The organism is Methylophilus sp. 'Pure River', assembly GCF_046765995.1.
GTDB lineage: Bacteria > Pseudomonadota > Gammaproteobacteria > Burkholderiales > Methylophilaceae > Methylophilus.
In genome coordinates this window covers 126,014-141,362 of sequence record NZ_JBKOUE010000006.1, presented here as the reverse complement: position 1 = coordinate 141,362, position 15,349 = coordinate 126,014, and the positions used below count along the sequence as shown (strand labels likewise).

15 protein-coding genes are annotated in these 15,349 nt (G+C 52.7%); 8 read left to right on the top strand and 7 right to left on the bottom strand.

From position 1 onward, the window contains the following. Positions 1-3: 3 nt before the first annotated feature. The 8 genes from ACIDE9_RS08925 to ACIDE9_RS08890 all read left to right on the top strand — a co-directional run bounded on the left by ACIDE9_RS08925 (position 4) and on the right by ACIDE9_RS08890 (position 8,785). Positions 4-708: a cell division protein FtsQ/DivIB gene (locus tag ACIDE9_RS08925; protein ID WP_194754860.1), complete on the top strand. Its 705-nt coding sequence runs from the start codon at positions 4-6 to the stop codon at positions 706-708. A 56-nt stretch (positions 709-764) separates the two neighbouring features. After that, positions 765-2,003, top strand: a complete 1,239-nt coding sequence (ftsA, locus tag ACIDE9_RS08920; protein WP_019883476.1) for a cell division protein FtsA — start codon at positions 765-767, stop codon at positions 2,001-2,003. Between the two features lie 75 nt (positions 2,004-2,078). Beyond that, on the top strand, positions 2,079-3,239 hold the full coding sequence (gene ftsZ / locus ACIDE9_RS08915; RefSeq protein ID WP_411994218.1) for a cell division protein FtsZ: 1,161 nt from the start codon (positions 2,079-2,081) through the stop codon (positions 3,237-3,239). Positions 3,240-3,353: 114 nt separating this feature from the next. Further along, complete coding sequence (lpxC, locus tag ACIDE9_RS08910; RefSeq protein ID WP_024930573.1) at positions 3,354-4,289, top strand: UDP-3-O-acyl-N-acetylglucosamine deacetylase; 936 nt, start codon at positions 3,354-3,356, stop codon at positions 4,287-4,289. 18 nt (positions 4,290-4,307) lie between these two features. Next, positions 4,308-4,490, top strand: a complete 183-nt coding sequence (locus ACIDE9_RS08905) for a hypothetical protein (RefSeq protein WP_194741354.1) — start codon at positions 4,308-4,310, stop codon at positions 4,488-4,490. Positions 4,491-4,523: 33 nt separating this feature from the next. Further along, positions 4,524-6,503 (top strand): transglycosylase SLT domain-containing protein, encoded by a 1,980-nt coding sequence (locus ACIDE9_RS08900; RefSeq protein WP_411994216.1) that lies wholly within the window; start codon positions 4,524-4,526, stop codon positions 6,501-6,503. Between the two features lie 84 nt (positions 6,504-6,587). Continuing rightward, positions 6,588-7,550 carry a complex I NDUFA9 subunit family protein gene (locus ACIDE9_RS08895; RefSeq protein ID WP_411994214.1) on the top strand — a complete coding sequence of 321 codons (963 nt, stop codon included), beginning with the start codon at positions 6,588-6,590 and terminating at the stop codon, positions 7,548-7,550. A 23-nt stretch (positions 7,551-7,573) separates the two neighbouring features. Continuing rightward, a complete protein-coding gene (locus ACIDE9_RS08890) occupies positions 7,574-8,785 on the top strand; it encodes a multifunctional CCA addition/repair protein (RefSeq protein WP_411994212.1) in 1,212 nt (403 codons plus the stop codon). An 11-nt stretch (positions 8,786-8,796) separates the two neighbouring features. Here the strand turns inward: ACIDE9_RS08890 and ACIDE9_RS08885 are convergent, their stop codons facing one another. The 7 genes from ACIDE9_RS08885 to cfa form a co-directional block, all read right to left on the bottom strand. After that, the gene (locus tag ACIDE9_RS08885) at positions 8,797-9,732 is read right to left on the bottom strand and encodes a GGDEF domain-containing protein (RefSeq protein ID WP_411994210.1); all 936 of its coding nucleotides are present in this window, start codon (positions 9,730-9,732) and stop codon (positions 8,797-8,799) included. A 178-nt stretch (positions 9,733-9,910) separates the two neighbouring features. Continuing rightward, positions 9,911-10,135 carry a DUF2788 domain-containing protein gene (locus ACIDE9_RS08880; RefSeq protein WP_194754854.1) on the bottom strand — a complete coding sequence of 75 codons (225 nt, stop codon included), beginning with the start codon at positions 10,133-10,135 and terminating at the stop codon, positions 9,911-9,913. A gap of 24 nt (positions 10,136-10,159) precedes the next feature. Next, positions 10,160-10,753, bottom strand: coding sequence for a nucleoid occlusion factor SlmA (slmA, locus tag ACIDE9_RS08875; RefSeq protein WP_194741360.1), 594 nt, complete (start codon positions 10,751-10,753; stop codon positions 10,160-10,162). 65 nt (positions 10,754-10,818) lie between these two features. Further along, positions 10,819-11,475, bottom strand: coding sequence for a pyrimidine 5'-nucleotidase (locus ACIDE9_RS08870; protein WP_411994208.1), 657 nt, complete (start codon positions 11,473-11,475; stop codon positions 10,819-10,821). Positions 11,476-11,501: 26 nt separating this feature from the next. Beyond that, positions 11,502-12,383, bottom strand: a complete 882-nt coding sequence (gene argB, locus ACIDE9_RS08865; RefSeq protein ID WP_194741362.1) for an acetylglutamate kinase — start codon at positions 12,381-12,383, stop codon at positions 11,502-11,504. A 70-nt stretch (positions 12,384-12,453) separates the two neighbouring features. Then, a complete protein-coding gene (gene argA / locus ACIDE9_RS08860) occupies positions 12,454-14,022 on the bottom strand; it encodes an amino-acid N-acetyltransferase (protein ID WP_411994206.1) in 1,569 nt (522 codons plus the stop codon). Between the two features lie 146 nt (positions 14,023-14,168). After that, positions 14,169-15,341 (bottom strand): cyclopropane fatty acyl phospholipid synthase, encoded by a 1,173-nt coding sequence (gene cfa / locus ACIDE9_RS08855; RefSeq protein WP_411994204.1) that lies wholly within the window; start codon positions 15,339-15,341, stop codon positions 14,169-14,171. Between the last annotated feature and the right edge of the window lie 8 nt (positions 15,342-15,349).

Sequence of the window (15,349 nt, the reverse complement as noted above, 5' to 3'; positions counted from 1 at the left end):
ACGATGTGGGATAGACCAACATTGCTGAACTGGATCGCCAACCTGCTGTTTTCACTGGCAGTGGTGATGCTGCTGTACGCCATGTTGTTTGTGGTGCTGCATTTGCCTATCTTCCCGGTCAAGCAGGTGCAGGTCGAAGGCAATCTGGATCATGTGAATCATGAGCAGATTCAGTTGATCGTGAGCAAGTACCTCAAAGGTAACTTCTACACACTGGATTTGCAGCGCACACGCGCCGCATTTGAAAAATTGCCCTGGGCACGCAAGGTGAGTGTGCGTCGCCAGTGGCCGGACACCATTGTCGTGCAGATTGAAGAACATCAGGCCTTGGGCCGCTGGGGTGGCGTTGCACTGGTCAACCGCCATGGTGAGTTGTTCCAGGCCGCGTCTGATGAACAATTACCGACTTTTTACGGTCCAGGCGATGCGATCAAAGAAGTGGCACAAGGCTATGCCAGTTTTGCCCAGATGCTGACGGATACACCACTGCAAATTCAGCAGTTAAGCCTGTCTTCCCGTCGTGCCTGGGAGATCAAGACCGTGGATGGTCGACAAATGATGCTGGGCCGTGAAGCGGCCAAGCAGCGATTACAACAGTTTGTGGCGGCGTATCGCCAGCAGGCAAGTATCGCGGAAAGTGACTGGCGTTATGCCGATTTGCGCTACCCCAACGGCTTTGCCTTACGCATGCCGCGCGGTGGTGCCTGAGAACGCGCGGTAGCGCCTAAGAATAAGACTGCCAGAAAAAAGGTCAAGGAAGAGACATGAGTAGAGTCAGAGAAGATAAAAATTTAATTGTGGGCCTGGATATCGGCACCTCCAAAATTGTTGCCATTGCGGCTGAAATATTGCCGGAAGGTACATTGAAGGTGATTGGTGTCGGCCAGCATGCTTCCCGTGGCTTGAAAAAAGGCGTGGTGGTGAATATTGACTCCACCATGCAGGCGATTCAGCGCGCGATTGAAGAGGTCGAGCTGATGGCGGATTGCAAAATTAATACCGTGTATTCAGGCATTGCTGGCAGCCATATCAAGAGCCTGAATTCGCATGGCATGGTGAAGATTAAAGAGAGCGAAGTGTCGCAGATGGATATCGACCGTGTGGTGGAAACCGCGCGCGCGATTGCCCTGCCAGCCGACCAGCAGATCCTGCATATCCTGACCCAGGAATTCATTATCGACGGCCAGGAAGATGTGCGCGAACCTTTGGGTATGAGCGGCATCCGTCTCGAAGTGCGTGTGCATATCGTCACTGGCGCCATTGCGGCGGCACAGAACATCGTCAAGTGCATCAAGCGCTGTGGGCTCGAAGTGAGTGACCTCATTTTGCAACCGTTAGCGTCGAGTGAGTCTGTGCTCACTGATGATGAAAAAGAACTGGGTGTGTGCCTGGTGGATATTGGTGGCGGGACGACTGATTTGGCTGTGTTCAAGAATGGCGCCATTCGTCATACGGCCGTGATTCCGATTGCCGGCGACCAGATTACTAACGACATTGCCGTGGCTTTACGCACGCCGACGCAGTCGGCAGAAGAAATCAAGGTCAAGCATGGCTGTGCATTGCGCCAGCTGGCGGATCCGCGTGAAGTGGTGGAAGTGCCTGCGGTAGATGGCCGTGAACCACGCCAGCTGTCTTGCCAGGCCTTGACCGAGGTGATTGAAGACCGCGTGGAAGAGATTTATGAGTTCGTGCAGCAAGAGCTGCGCCGCAGTGGCATGGAGTCCATGATCGCCTCCGGCATTGTGATTACCGGCGGCGCGGCACAGATGCGCGGCATGGTTGAGTTGGGTGAAGAAATTTTCCATACCCCGGTACGTCTGGGCGTGCCCAGGGGCGTGGAAGGATTGTCCGAAGTAGTGGGCAATCCACGTTATGCCACCGGCATAGGCTTGTTGCTGATGGCCAAGCAACAGGTAGAAAAACAAATGGTGGGTAACTTGCAGTCTGGGTCAGTAGGCAGATTGCTGGAACGCATGAAGAGTTGGTTTACCGGTAATTTTTAGTCGTTTTTTAAACTGTTTTAGGGCGAGTGTGCGGGGCAAACCAAGCACTCAAATAATAGGCAATGGAGGGTTAGTATGATTGAGATTTTTGACAAAGAGAATGACGGCGCCGTAATCAAGGTAATTGGTGTCGGTGGTTGCGGTGGTAACGCCGTTGAGCACATGATGACCAAGAGCGTGACTGGCGTTGAGTTTATTTGCGCCAACACCGACATGCAGGCACTGAAGAAGAGCCATGCTAAAGTCGTGCTGCAAATTGGTTCTGATATCACCAAAGGTCTGGGCGCTGGCGCCAAGCCGGAAATCGGCCGCGAAGCTGCATTGGAAGACCGTGACAGCATTGCAGAAACCATTGATGGTGCTGACATGTTGTTTATTACAGCGGGTATGGGTGGTGGTACTGGTACCGGTGCGGCACCGATTATTGCCGAAGTGGCCCGTGAAATGGGTATCCTGACGGTGGCTGTGGTGACCAAGCCTTTTGCATTTGAAGGCAAGCGTGCCAAAGTAGCGCAAGAAGGCCTGGAAGAACTTTCACAGTATGTCGACTCTCTTATCGTTATCCCTAACGAAAAGTTGATGGACGTATTGGGTGAAGACGTGACCGTAGTGGAAGCCTACCGTGCTGCCAACGACGTGTTGCATAACGCAGTTTCTGGCATTGCTGAAATCATCAATTGCCCAGGTATGGTCAACGTCGACTTTGCTGACGTACGCACCGTGATGTCTGAAATGGGCATGGCGATGATGGGTTCTGCTGAAGCCAGCGGCCCTAACCGTGCACGTATCGCGGCTGAACAAGCGGTGGCCAGCCCATTGCTGGAAGACGTCAACCTGGCAAACGCCCGTGGTGTACTGGTCAACATCAGCGCCAGCGGCAGCTTCAAAATGCGTGAATACTATGATGTGATGAACACCATCAAAGAGTTCACCGCTGAAGATGCGACCGTGATCGTGGGTAATGTGATGGACGAAAACATGGGCGACAACCTGCGTGTGACCATGGTGGCAACCGGTTTGAACGGTTCACTGGGCAAGCGTCAGGCCAAGCCTGAGTTGAAGGTCATGACGACATTGCGTGATGGTACGACTAACCAGCCTATCTTCAGCGCAGTTGAAGAAGATGAGCCAGCCGTATTCACCAGCAACAGCCGTCGTGCCCAGGTTGAAGCCATGAAAAACTCCGGGATTGAAGAATATGATATCCCAGCGTTTTTGCGTAAACAGGCTGATTAATCGTTAAGGTTGGATTGCCTGACCAGCAAAGGCTGGTGCAATCTTGCCATGCGATTAAATGGCTGGTAACGGATTGGCTTATAATAATAGTGATTCATTAACACAGAGAAAACCATGTTAAAGCAACGCACGCTTAAACAATCGATCAGCGCCACGGGCGTTGGGCTGCACAGCGGTGAGAAAGTCACGCTGACGCTCAAACCTGCGCCCGCTGATCACGGAGTGGTGTTCCAGCGTGTCGATTTGCCCGATACGCCTGCCATGCGGGTCGCCCCGACGGCAGTGAATGACACTCGCCTGAGCTCCGCCCTAGAGTTTTCAGGTGCGCGCGTTGCTACCGTGGAGCATTTGATGTCAGCCCTCGCCGGTTTGGGGGTAGATAATGTGCTGATAGAATTGACGGCCGCTGAAGTGCCCATCATGGATGGCAGTTCAGGGCCGTTTATCTATTTGCTGCAGACTGCTGGTCTGCAAGAACTGGAAGTGCCCAAGAAGTTTGTGCGCATCCTTAAACCGGTAGAAGTGATTGATGGCGATAAATGGGCAAAATTTACGCCGCACCATGGCTTTAAAGCCGAATTTACCATTGATTTTGCACACCCTGTGTTCGAGTTCTCCGGCAAAACCGTGACCATCGATTACGATAGCCAGAGTTATGTCGACGAAATCAGCCGTGCCCGCACGTTTGGTTTTATGCACGAGGTGGAATACCTGCGCGCCAACGGTTTAGCAAAAGGCGGCAGCCTGGACAATGCCATTGTGCTGGATGAGTATAAAGTCCTCAATGGCGGTGGTTTGCGCTATGACGACGAGTTCGCCAAACACAAAGTACTGGATGCGATTGGCGATTTGTATATCCTGGGCTACCCGATTATTGGCCAGTTTACGGCCTTTAAGTCTGGTCATGCGCTGAATAACCAGTTGTTGCGCGCCTTGCTGGCAGATGAAAGCGCCTGGGAATATTGTACGTTTGATAACGATGCGCAGGCACCGGTTGGCTTTCTCAAACAGCGCGACTACTTTAGTCCCGCCCCTTTGTTGCCCGCATAATGCGCCAGGCAGATTAATATGTGGTGGATACGCATTTTATTTACCGTGTTGGTGATTAGCACCTTGGTGTTGGTGCTATTAGGCTGGCAAACCGGGCAAGCACGTTACTGGCGCTGGCTGAAAACGGTCTGGCGTGGTGGCTTTATTGTATTACTGCTGCTGTTGCTGTTTTTCTTTCTGAGTCGCTTGGCCAGAATTTGATTGTCATCACGTGATGCACGTGATTGTTGATGCATGAAGACTAGATTCCTTTCCCTCCTCTTTTTTGCTGCCTGCCTGCTGGGTACGTCCACGTTAGCCTTTGCGGGGGATGCTGAAGTGTATCTGCAGGCCAAGCAGGCCTACCAGACGCGTAACCTGCCGCAATTGGCCGAGGCGACCGAAGCCTTAAAGCAGCGCCGTTCACCGTTACTCCCTTACCTGCAATACTGGCAAATGATCCTGACCATGGATCAATTGTCTTACTATCAGGTACAGGCGTTCTTGCAGGAAAACAACGAGTCCCTGTTGTCGCAGCGTGTACGCGAGCTATGGCTCAAACGGCTGGGCCGTGTGCAGTTCTGGGATCAGTTTGTTGAAATGCGGGCGCAAATGCCTATGTATTACAGCATCAATGATACGGGTAACCAGTGTTACCAGGTGCAGGCAGGCATTGCGTTGGATGACCCTAATGCCTATGAGGATGGCAAGAAATTATTGCTGGCTGGCAAGGATTTTCCCGCTGATTGCCAGGGCATGATGGAAGCCTTGCAGCAAGTCGGTGTGCTGGATGAAAAGCTGCTGCTGACTTTGTATCGTGATGCCTTGTTCAGCAATAAAACCGGCCTGGCAAAAGTGCTGGCCAAGCGTAGCAGCAAAACCGATAACAGCCTGTCCAGGCAGATTGACGATGTGGCCCAGAACCCGGCACTGGCCTTGAAAAAGGGCAGCATACAGGAGCGTTCAGGCTATGGCCGTGCGCTGTATATGTATGCGATACACCGGCAAGCCAAGGCGGACCTGGCCGTGGCCAAAACCAGTTACCAGAAATACAGCGGCTTTCTCGATAACGATGAAAAGCAACTGGTGCAAGCTTATATGGCCCTGGAGGCAGCACGCAAGCATGAACCGGAAGCCATGCAGGGCTTTGCCAAGGTCAACACTGCCTTGTTGAGCAGCGAGCAATGGGAGTGGTATGCACGAAGTGCCTTGCGTCAGCAAGACTGGCATCAGGTGCTTAAAGTGATTAACGAAATGCCTGCGGCATTGGCGGAAGAGTCCGCCTGGCGTTACTGGAAGGCACGGGCACTCATCGCCAAAGGCCAGGTGGCCGAGGCGAACCAGATTCTGGCGAAACTCTCGCAGGAACGTCATTTCTACGGCTGGCTGGCGGCAGAAGATTTAGGCCCGGTAGCCGGTGAGCCCATGGCGACTTACCAGCCGGGTGATGATGAGGTGCGCCAGTTTGCCAAACAACCGGCAGTGAAACGCATGGAGGCCTTGTTTGATGTGGAGGCCCGCTACGAAGCGCGACTGGAGTGGATGTATCTGCTGGAAGCGCTGGATGATTCGACCCGCATCGTCGCCGCACAATATGCCTTACTCAAGGGTTGGTATGACCTGGCGGTGCTGGCGGCAGATAAAACCAGCCGCACGCACAATTTTGAATTACGTTACCCGACACCCTATCGGGATTATTTGCAAAAAGCCTCACGTAGCCGCGCAATTGATGAGGCATGGGTATATGGCATTATTCGCCAGGAAAGCCGCTTTATGCATTATGCCAAGTCGTCGGTAGGTGCGGGTGGTTTGATGCAGGTGATGCCTGCCACGGCCAAGTGGATCGCAAAAAAATTGGGGCTGAATGGCTATCATGATGGCATGCTGCATGATATTGATACCAACGTTAACCTGGGCACCTATTACATGCGCTACACCCTGGATACGTTTAACGGCCAGGAAGTGATGGCGACTGCGGCCTATAATGCCGGCCCCAGCCGCGCCAGACGCTGGGCCGCCAATGCGCCGCTGGAAGGGGCTATTTATGCCGAAACCATCCCATTTAGCGAAACGCGCAATTATGTGAAGAAAGTATTGGCCAATGCGCATATGTACGCGCCCAGGCTGGGTTTGCCTATGTTGACGCTTAAAAAGCGCCTCGGCACGATCCCGGCCCGCAGCACAGCAGATGCCGAGAATGTGACGACGACAATCAGCATTTCAGAGCAAGAGTAAACCCTTGGTTTAAGCAAGATTGAAGTGTCGTCGCCGTTTTTCGGTACAATACGGTTCAACGCAAGACGTACTCAGGAATAAAGCATGATGAAGACAGTGACTGTATTAGGTGGTAGCGGTTTTGTAGGCAGTAGTGTGGTTGCCAGGCTGGACCAGGCCGGGTATCAGGTGAAAGTGCTGACGCGCCGCCGCGAGCAGGCCAAGCACCTGATTTTGTTGCCGAATGTGCAGGTGGTCGAGTGTGATATTCATGACGAAGGGGCTTTGAAAACTCACCTGCAAGGGAGTGATGCCGTGATTAACCTGGTGGGCATTTTGCATCAGACACGCACCAACACCTTTGAACAAATGCATCATCAGTTTCCGCGCCAGGTTGCACAGTTATGCGAACAGTTGGCTATTCCGCGCCTGTTGCATATGAGTGCCTTGCAAGCCTCGGCCAATGCCCCTAGCGAATATCTGCGCACAAAAGCGGCGGGTGATCAGGCCGTACTGGAGTTCAGTAAAAAACTGCATGTTACCATTTTCAGGCCATCGGTCATTTTTGGTACGCGCGACCGCTTTATTAACCTGTTTGCCAAACTGATTCAATGGATCCCAGTCTTGGCGCTGGCGATGCCGCAAGCCAAATTCCAGCCCATCTGGGTAGAGGATGTTGCCGCAGCCATGGTCAATGCCGTGAATGAGCCTGCTACCTATGGCAGGACCTATGAGCTAGGCGGCCCGGCCATCATGACCTTGCAGCAAATCATGGAAGCAGTGATGAAAACCATCCATGTGCAACGTCCTATCATGGGTCTCAGCCTCAATATGTCCTTGTTGCAAGGCAGCTTTATGCAGTTGTTGCCGATCAAGCTCCTCTCGCGTGACAATGTTAAATCCATGCAGGTCGATAATGTCTGTCAGCAACCCATGGCCAATGAGCTGGGTGTGGTGCCGACCGATATGTTTGCCGTCATTTCTGGCTATCTGGTCAAAAACAATCCACGTGGTGCTTACGACCAGTTTCGTGCTGCCGCAGGTCGCGTCATCAACGCCAGGCGTTAATGCCTGGCTGTGAGTATTCCGCCATGCAGATCTATCAGGTAGGAGGTGCGGTCCGCGATCGCCTGCTTGGCCTGCCGGTCAAGGATAGGGATTATGTCGTGGTTGGCGCCACGCCCGAGCAGATGCTGGCGGCGGGCTACCGTGCGGTTGGCAAAGACTTTCCGGTATTCCTGCATCCAGACACGCAGCAAGAGCATGCGCTGGCGCGCACCGAGCGCAAAACAGGCAAAGGCTACAAAGGCTTTAGTGTTTATGCGGCGCCAGAAGTGACCCTGCAAGAAGATCTTGCCCGCCGTGATTTCACCATCAATGCTATTGCAGAAGCCGATGATGGCAGCCTGATCGATCCTTTTCACGGCCAGTTAGATATCCAGAAAAAACTGCTTAGACATGTGACGGATGCTTTTAGTGAAGATCCGGTGCGTATACTGCGCGCTGCACGCTTTCTGGCGCGTTTTACCGAGTTTACCGTGGCACCGGAAACGATGTTGCTGATGCGGGAGATGGTGGCTGCCGGAGAGGTCGACGCACTGGTGGCTGAGCGTGTTTGGCAAGAAATTGCCAAGGGCCTGATGGAAAAGCAACCCAGTCGCATGTTTGAAATGCTACGCGAGTGTGGCGCATTAAAAGTCATCTTGCCTGAGCTGGATCGCCTGTGGGGCGTGCCGCAAACTGCCACTTACCACCCTGAAGTCGATACCGGTATTCACGTTATGATGGTGATTGATTACTCGGCCAAACAAGGCTACAGCTTGCCGGTCAGGTTCGCTGCCTTGACCCATGATTTAGGCAAGGGCACAACGCCTGCTGATGTCTTGCCGCGACATATCGGCCATGAATTGCGCAGCGTGGATTTGATTCGTGAAGTGGTGGCCCGCCTACGTGTGCCCAATGATTGCAAGGACCTGGCGCTGGTGGTGGCCAAATATCATGGAAAATTGCACGCGGCCCGGCAGATGAAGGCCAGCACCTTATTGCAGTTTTTGGAAGAACTGGATGCATTCCGTCAGCGTATGCGCTTCGAAGATTTTTTACTGGCTTGTGAATGTGACAGCCGCGGCCGTTTAGGGCTGGAGGATTGCCCGTTGGCCGATGCGGAACATTTAGCCATGGCATTGCAGGCGGCACTCACGGTGGATGCCGGGGCCATTGCCAAACAATGCAGCTCACCGGCGCACATCAAACAGGCCGTGGCTGAGGCACGTATCCACGCCATACAGGCGATACTGCGTTAATCGCACTAGTTTCAGGCGCCGTTCACCACGATACGGTTGCGGCCATTGCGTTTGGCCTGATACATCAGCGCATCTACCGATTCAACAAAGGTTTTGAGGTCGTCCGCCTGGCTGGGGGTAATGCTGCCAGCGCCGACACTGATAGTCAGTATCTGGCTGACTTCAGACTTGGCATGCGGGATTTGCTCTTTAAACACCAGGTTGCGGCAACGCTCGGCAATTTTGCTGGCCGACACGTCATTGGTCTCTGGCAGGATCAGCGCAAACTCTTCACCGCCAAAACGGGCAAAAAAGTCTTTGGTACGCACCCCGGCCTGCGCCAGTATCTTCGCCACTTGCTTGAGTATTTCATCGCCCTGCAAATGCCCGTAAAAGTCATTAAATTGCTTGAAATAGTCGATATCAATCATGATCAGTGATAGCGGGTGCTGATGTTGCCTGGCTTCCAGCCACTCCCGTTCCAGCACGGTGTCGAACATGCGGCGGTTGGCCACGCCGGTCAAACCATCTTTGTAAGAAAGCTCTTCCAGTTGCTTTTGCATGATCAGTAATTGCTCTTCGGTTTTTTTGCGTTCGCTGATGTCGAACATAAAGCCTATCAATGCTTCAGGTTCACCAGTCGCTGTGCGCATCACATGCACGACGTCGCGGATCCAGACAAAGCTGCCATCTGCCGCCAGTGCACGATAGTCCGCCTCATGGTCCAGCCCTTGTAGCGATTGTTGTACGCAAAAATTGAACACGCGTTCACGGTCTTCTTCATGGATGCGGTTAACCCAGTCTTCCACCGAGTGCCAGCTTTCTGGCGACCAGCCTAGAAGGGGTTCGATTTGCGGGCCGATGTAGGCAAATTGCTTGGACGCCCAGTCAATCTTCCACGGGATGGCCTTGGTCGACTCCAGCAAGGTTTTGTAGACATCACTGTCGTTGGGAGGGGAATTATCCATATCAGGCAAGTATTTATCACTATGTATGACTTAGGGTAGCGGACTGCGGCAGGCACCGCAATAGCCCATGGGTGTCATAAACGTAATAAAGCGTTAACCGTATGTGCAACATGGGTATGCACATACGGGATATTTTGGGTGGCACGGCTATTTGTAGCGCTGGCCGTGCGGGCTGGAATTAGTGGATATTCAGGTAATGCTGAATGGCGAGTTTGGCCAGAAAACCCACCATGCCTAAGGTGAGGGCGAGAAACAGCGCGAATGTCCCGGTTTTGCCTGCTTTTGATTTCCAGGCCAGGTTGCCGACAATAAATACAATGAACAGGATCAGCCCGGCAAGGCCCCAGCTCATGCCAAACTCGGTGAGCTGGGCTTCATTCATGCCAAAAACGGTGGTTTCCATCGATTAAAACTTTCTACATCTTTTTTATTGCAAACAGCCGGTAATCAGTTGTGTGACATGCTGTTCAAGGTTGTCGCTAGGTTTGCGTTTAAAGCCGCTTTTGGCAAATGCATGCCAGCGACCAAGCACGAAGCTGATCATTGTGTTGGCGGCGATGCCCGCGTCGGTGATTTTATTGCCTTGTGCTTCGGCAATACGCAATGATTGTTTCAGGCTGGCTTCCAGGCGGTCCAGTAACTGGTTGATGCGTGCTTGCAGGGCTTCGTCTTCGTTGACCAGTGCATCACCTATCAGCACGCGTGACATGCCCGGGTTGCGCTCGGCAAACTTGAGCATAGTTTGCAGCATCAGTTGTACCTGTTTGAGGCCGTCAGTTTCGTCGGTGGTGATTTTATTCATGACGCCAAACAGCGCGCCTTCAATAAACTCAATCAGGCCTTCAAACATTTTGGCCTTGTTGGCAAAGTGACGGTATAAGGCTGCTTCTGACACATCCAGTTTGGCTGCCAGCGCAGCGGTGGTGATTTTTTCACCACGCGGTGTTTGCAGCATGCCTGCCAGGGTTTCCAAAATTTGTTGTTTGCGGTTTGCGCGTGCTTCTTTATTGATGGTTGCCATTGTGATTTCCAGAACCGAACCCAAGTGAGTGTTGTTATTTTGACGGCTATTTTAACCGCATTCGTTCAGCACGGAAATGCATGCGCTGCTTTTTTTAACGGACTGTGAGTGAGTGCCAACACATGCGATAACCTATACTGCACAAAGTTTGGCCTGTGCAGGCGGCGGCTGATCCACACGGTGCGCATGCCTAAGCGTTTAGCGGTCATCAGGGCGGGCAGGCTGTCCTCAAACATCGTGCAATCGGCTGCCCGGCATTGCAGTTGCCGCAACAGCAATTGAAAACCGCGCACGCTGGGTTTGGCATGAAAGCGGCTGGATTCGACGCTAAAAACCAGTGAAAAACAATCGGCGATGCCTAGCACGTTGAGTACGCGCATGGCGTAGGCACGCGGGGCGTTGGTGAAAATACATTTTCGCCCGGGCAGGCGCTGCAGCAGTTGCCGTAATTGCTTAGTGGTTTGCACCATGTCATCTGTCAAAAAGGCATGGGTCTCGGCCAGAAAATGATGCGGGTCCACACCGTGGTGCCGCATCAGGCCTTTCAGTGTTGCGCCATAAATGCGCCAGTAATGCTGGCGTAGCTGGTGCGCTGCCGCTTCTTCCATATCCAGCGACTGCATGATGTAACGCGTCATGGCTTGATTCATGACCGGGAAGATATGTGCGGAGGCATTGTGCAGGGTGTCATCAAGATCGAAAATCCACACCCTGCGCGACATGATAATAAAAGAAAGTAACTGCTTACTTATTTGGCTTTGATTAAAGTACCTACGCCTTCGTCGGTGAGCACTTCCAGCAGCAAGGCGTGCTCAACGCGGCCATCAATAATATGCACAGACTTCACGCCACTACGCGCAGCATCTAAAGCCGAGCTGATTTTTGGCAACATGCCACCACTTAAAGTGCCATCTTCCACCAGGTCGTCAATTTGCTTGGGTGTCAGGCCGGTTAAAAGTTGGCCGCTTTTATCCAGCACGCCAGGCGTGTTGGTGAGCAGAATCAGTTTTTCGGCATTGAGGATTTCTGCCAGTTTGCCGGCCACCACGTCGGCATTGATGTTATACGTTTCGCCGTCGCGGCCGACGCCAATGGGCGCCACGACCGGAATAAAATCGCCGCTGTCCAGAAAGTTGATGATGCTCGGATCAATCGCGGTAATCTCACCCACCTGGCCAACATCAATCATCTTGCTCGGGTCTTTGAGGTCTTCCATCAGCAGTTTGTGTGCGTGGATAAAGTTACCGTCCTGCCCGGTCAGGCCCACGGCTTTGCCGCCATGACGGTTAATCAGGTTCACAATCTCTTTGTTCACCTGGCCACCCAGCACCATTTCCACCACGTCCATGGTTTCTTCGTCAGTCACGCGCATGCCCTGGATGAACTCGCCTTTTTTGCCCAGCTTATCCAGCATTTCATTGATTTGCGGGCCGCCGCCGTGCACAACCACCGGGTTCATGCCCACCAGTTTGAGCAATACTACATCCTGGGCAAAGCATTCTTTAAGGCGCTCGTCAGTCATGGCGTTGCCGCCATATTTAATGACGATAGTTTTATCAAAGAAGCGTTTGATATAAGGAAGCGCTTCAGACAGGGTTTGCGCTTTTTGGCTGGCGGTAGAGGTTTGCATAGGTCAAACTTTCATTCAATCATCGGGCGATTGCAGTCAATCGGGTACAGGCTGAATTTTAGCCAAAAACTCATAACGGTTTGATGAAAACTTTGGATTTTCTCTGAAAATTGTAGAGTTTTTGCTTTTCGTCAGGCAATTGGTCGACATTCTGCTCGGTAAATCCACGTTCGAGGAACCAGTGCTCGGTGCGCGTAGTCAGGCAGAACAGCTGTTGATAGCCTTTTTGGCTGGCTTGTTCCTGGCAGTAGTTAAACAATTTATCGCCCCGGCCGCCGCCGCGGTAGGTCGGGTCTATCGCCAGGCAGGCAAACTCCACCATTTTTTCTTGGGCAAACGGATACAGCGCAGCGCAGCCAATCACGCGGTTGTCGTGCTCCATGACATAGAAATAATTGATTTCCATCTCTATGCGCTCGCGTCCGCGCCGCACCAGAATACCTTCGTTTTCCAGCGGTTCAATCAGCATCAAAATGCCGCCAACATCGTCAATGTTGGCCTGACGCATGGTTTCCAGTGGCAGTTCGGTAATCATGGTACCTATGCCCTGCCGGGTAAACAGCTCCTGGATAATTGCGCCGTCAATATGGCGCGAGATCAGGTGCGTCCGCGTCACGCCATGCTCGCAGGCGCGCACGGCGGCGGGCAGGTAGTAATTGACGTCCTCGGAGTAATGAATGGGCACGTCACTCTCCTGCACATTGCGCAGCAGGTTGCGCGCTTTGGCCGAGGTCATTTCACGTAACAGCTCGCCGCGCAGGTTGTGTACGCCTTCTGAGTCCATGAGGAAGATCAGTTTTTCGGCGTCCAGCGCACTTGCCGCACTCACTGCTACGTCTTCCAGGGTTAAGTTGAAGGTTTCGCCAGTGGGGGAGTAGCCCATTGGGGATAAAAGCACTAATTCGCCGTCATCTAACCGCTTCTGTATGCCAATAGCGTCAATCTTGCGTACTTCTCCCGTATGTTGCAGGTCGACGCCATCGCGCACGCCTAGTGGTTTGGCGGTAACAAAGTTGCCGCTAGCGACGCGGATATCGCTGCCTGCCATGGGCGAGTTGGCAATCCCCATCGAGAGCAGGGATTCAATTTCAACACGGATGGCGCCATTGGCCTCTTTTACGGCCTCCATGGCGGCATCGTCGGTAATCCGCAGGCCATTGTGCAATTTGGGCGTCAGGTTGTCGCGTTTGAGGCGCTGTTCAATTTGCGGACGGGCGCCGTGGACCAGCACCAGCCTTACTTCCAGGCTGGCGAGCAGGTTGAGGTCGTGCGAAAGTGCGACAAATTGTTGCTCGCTCACAACTTCGCCGCCAAACGCAATGACAAACGTGCTGCCACCAAAGGCATGGATATACGGCGCTGCGGAGCGGAACCAGTGCACAAAGTCTTTGCTGTTGGCGCTGGAGAGGATCGCTGGTGGTGTATTAGTGAGCGAGATCGGTGTCAGGTTGGCATCATATAAGCGTCCTGGTGTGGTGCTCAATGCTTGGGCGGCGGCGCGCAGCAGGGTCTCGGAAATGCCCACTTCTCCGCGCTCAATGCGCGACAAGTTACTGGCGTCAGTCCCCATGCGAGAAGCTAATTGCTGTAAAGTTAGATTTTGCGATTTGCGCAAATCTCTAATATTTGAACCGATCATAATATGATTTTTCGCATTTATTTTGCAAAATAATAATTAAATATGGTTTTTATTGCAAATTTATCTGCAAGGAGCGAGATGTTTGATCATAAAAAAATGACGGCTTGCGCCGTCAATAAGGAAGGACAGAGAGGACTACGTTTACATCAACTTGCTGGCGCCGGGCGCATTGAGCGGTAAATACGGGTGCTCTCCCGTTTGCTCAATACCAGTTGCCAGAGTTGTCCTTGCCGGGAGCGGAAATAGCCTGCACAACACATCAGGTAGTATTTCCACATCCGGTAAAAACTTTCATCATACTTAAACTGTAATTCGGGCCAGGCGCGATTGAATTTATCCCACCATGCCATCAGGGTGCGGTCGTAATCATGGCCAAAGTTGTGCCAGTCTTCAATTAAAAACTTTTGTTCAATGCCTTTGCTGATTTCGCTGACTGAAGGCAGCTTGCCATTCGGGAATATGTAGCGATCAATCCAGGCATCGGTGTGTAGCGCAGTTTTGTGGTTGCCTATGGTGTGCAGTAAAAACAAGCCGTTATCTTTGAGCAGGCGGTGTGCGGTGGCAAAATAAGTCTCGTAGTTTTTGGGGCCGACATGTTCAAACATGCCCACAGACACGATTTTGTCGAACTGGCCATGCAATTCACGATAGTCTTTGAGCTGGATATCGACAGGCAACCCCGCACAGCGCGCCCGGGCGAAGGCTTGTTGTTCGACCGAGACGGTAATGCCGACCACCTGTGCACCATAGTGTTGTGCCATATGTTTGGCCAGGCCGCCCCAGCCGCAGCCGATTTCCAGGACGTTGTCACCTGGCTGTAAATCCAGCTTGCGGCATATCATGTCCAGCTTGTTGAATTGTGCTTCTTCCAGCGTGTTGGCATGTTGCCAGTAGGCGCAGGAGTAGCTCATGCTGCTGTCCAGCATGGCTTCAAACACGTCGTTACCAATGTCGTAATGTTGTTGTGCCACCTGGTAGGCGCGATGCGGCGCCTGCAGGTTAAACAGCGTGTGGCGGATGACTTCGCCCAGCAGTTTCAGCTTGGCCAAGCCGCCCATTGTTTCATCAATGTCGGCGCGCATCACACGGTGAAAAAACTCATCCAGCCGTTTGCAGTCCCAGCGGCCTTCAATAAATGCCTGGCCGAGCCCCAGCGTACCCTTGGTCAACACGTCGCGGTAAACGCTTTCTTCATACACCTGGATATCCCAAGGCGCATTGCCATTGATGGTGACGCCGGTTTCCGCGAGCAAGCTGACTAGCGTCTCGGGAGGCGTGGGTTGTGGAGGTATATATTGATTGGTCGTGGTTTTCGGCATGATCTTCT

Excerpts from the sequence above, each read along its gene's own strand:
- ACIDE9_RS08925 (WP_194754860.1), top strand. The coding sequence starts at position 4 with ATGTGGGATAGACCAACATTGCTGAACTGGATCGCCAACCTGCTGTTT.
- ftsA (WP_019883476.1), top strand. The coding sequence starts at position 765 with ATGAGTAGAGTCAGAGAAGATAAAAATTTAATTGTGGGCCTGGATATC.
- ftsZ (WP_411994218.1), top strand. The coding sequence starts at position 2,079 with ATGATTGAGATTTTTGACAAAGAGAATGACGGCGCCGTAATCAAGGTA.
- lpxC (WP_024930573.1), top strand. The coding sequence starts at position 3,354 with ATGTTAAAGCAACGCACGCTTAAACAATCGATCAGCGCCACGGGCGTT.
- ACIDE9_RS08905 (WP_194741354.1), top strand. The coding sequence starts at position 4,308 with ATGTGGTGGATACGCATTTTATTTACCGTGTTGGTGATTAGCACCTTG.
- ACIDE9_RS08900 (WP_411994216.1), top strand. The coding sequence starts at position 4,524 with ATGAAGACTAGATTCCTTTCCCTCCTCTTTTTTGCTGCCTGCCTGCTG.
- ACIDE9_RS08895 (WP_411994214.1), top strand. The coding sequence starts at position 6,588 with ATGATGAAGACAGTGACTGTATTAGGTGGTAGCGGTTTTGTAGGCAGT.
- ACIDE9_RS08890 (WP_411994212.1), top strand. The coding sequence starts at position 7,574 with ATGCAGATCTATCAGGTAGGAGGTGCGGTCCGCGATCGCCTGCTTGGC.
- ACIDE9_RS08885 (WP_411994210.1), bottom strand. The coding sequence starts at position 9,732 with ATGGATAATTCCCCTCCCAACGACAGTGATGTCTACAAAACCTTGCTG.
- ACIDE9_RS08880 (WP_194754854.1), bottom strand. The coding sequence starts at position 10,135 with ATGGAAACCACCGTTTTTGGCATGAATGAAGCCCAGCTCACCGAGTTT.
- slmA (WP_194741360.1), bottom strand. The coding sequence starts at position 10,753 with ATGGCAACCATCAATAAAGAAGCACGCGCAAACCGCAAACAACAAATT.
- ACIDE9_RS08870 (WP_411994208.1), bottom strand. The coding sequence starts at position 11,475 with ATGTCGCGCAGGGTGTGGATTTTCGATCTTGATGACACCCTGCACAAT.
- argB (WP_194741362.1), bottom strand. The coding sequence starts at position 12,383 with ATGCAAACCTCTACCGCCAGCCAAAAAGCGCAAACCCTGTCTGAAGCG.
- argA (WP_411994206.1), bottom strand. The coding sequence starts at position 14,022 with ATGATCGGTTCAAATATTAGAGATTTGCGCAAATCGCAAAATCTAACT.
- cfa (WP_411994204.1), bottom strand. The coding sequence starts at position 15,341 with ATGCCGAAAACCACGACCAATCAATATATACCTCCACAACCCACGCCT.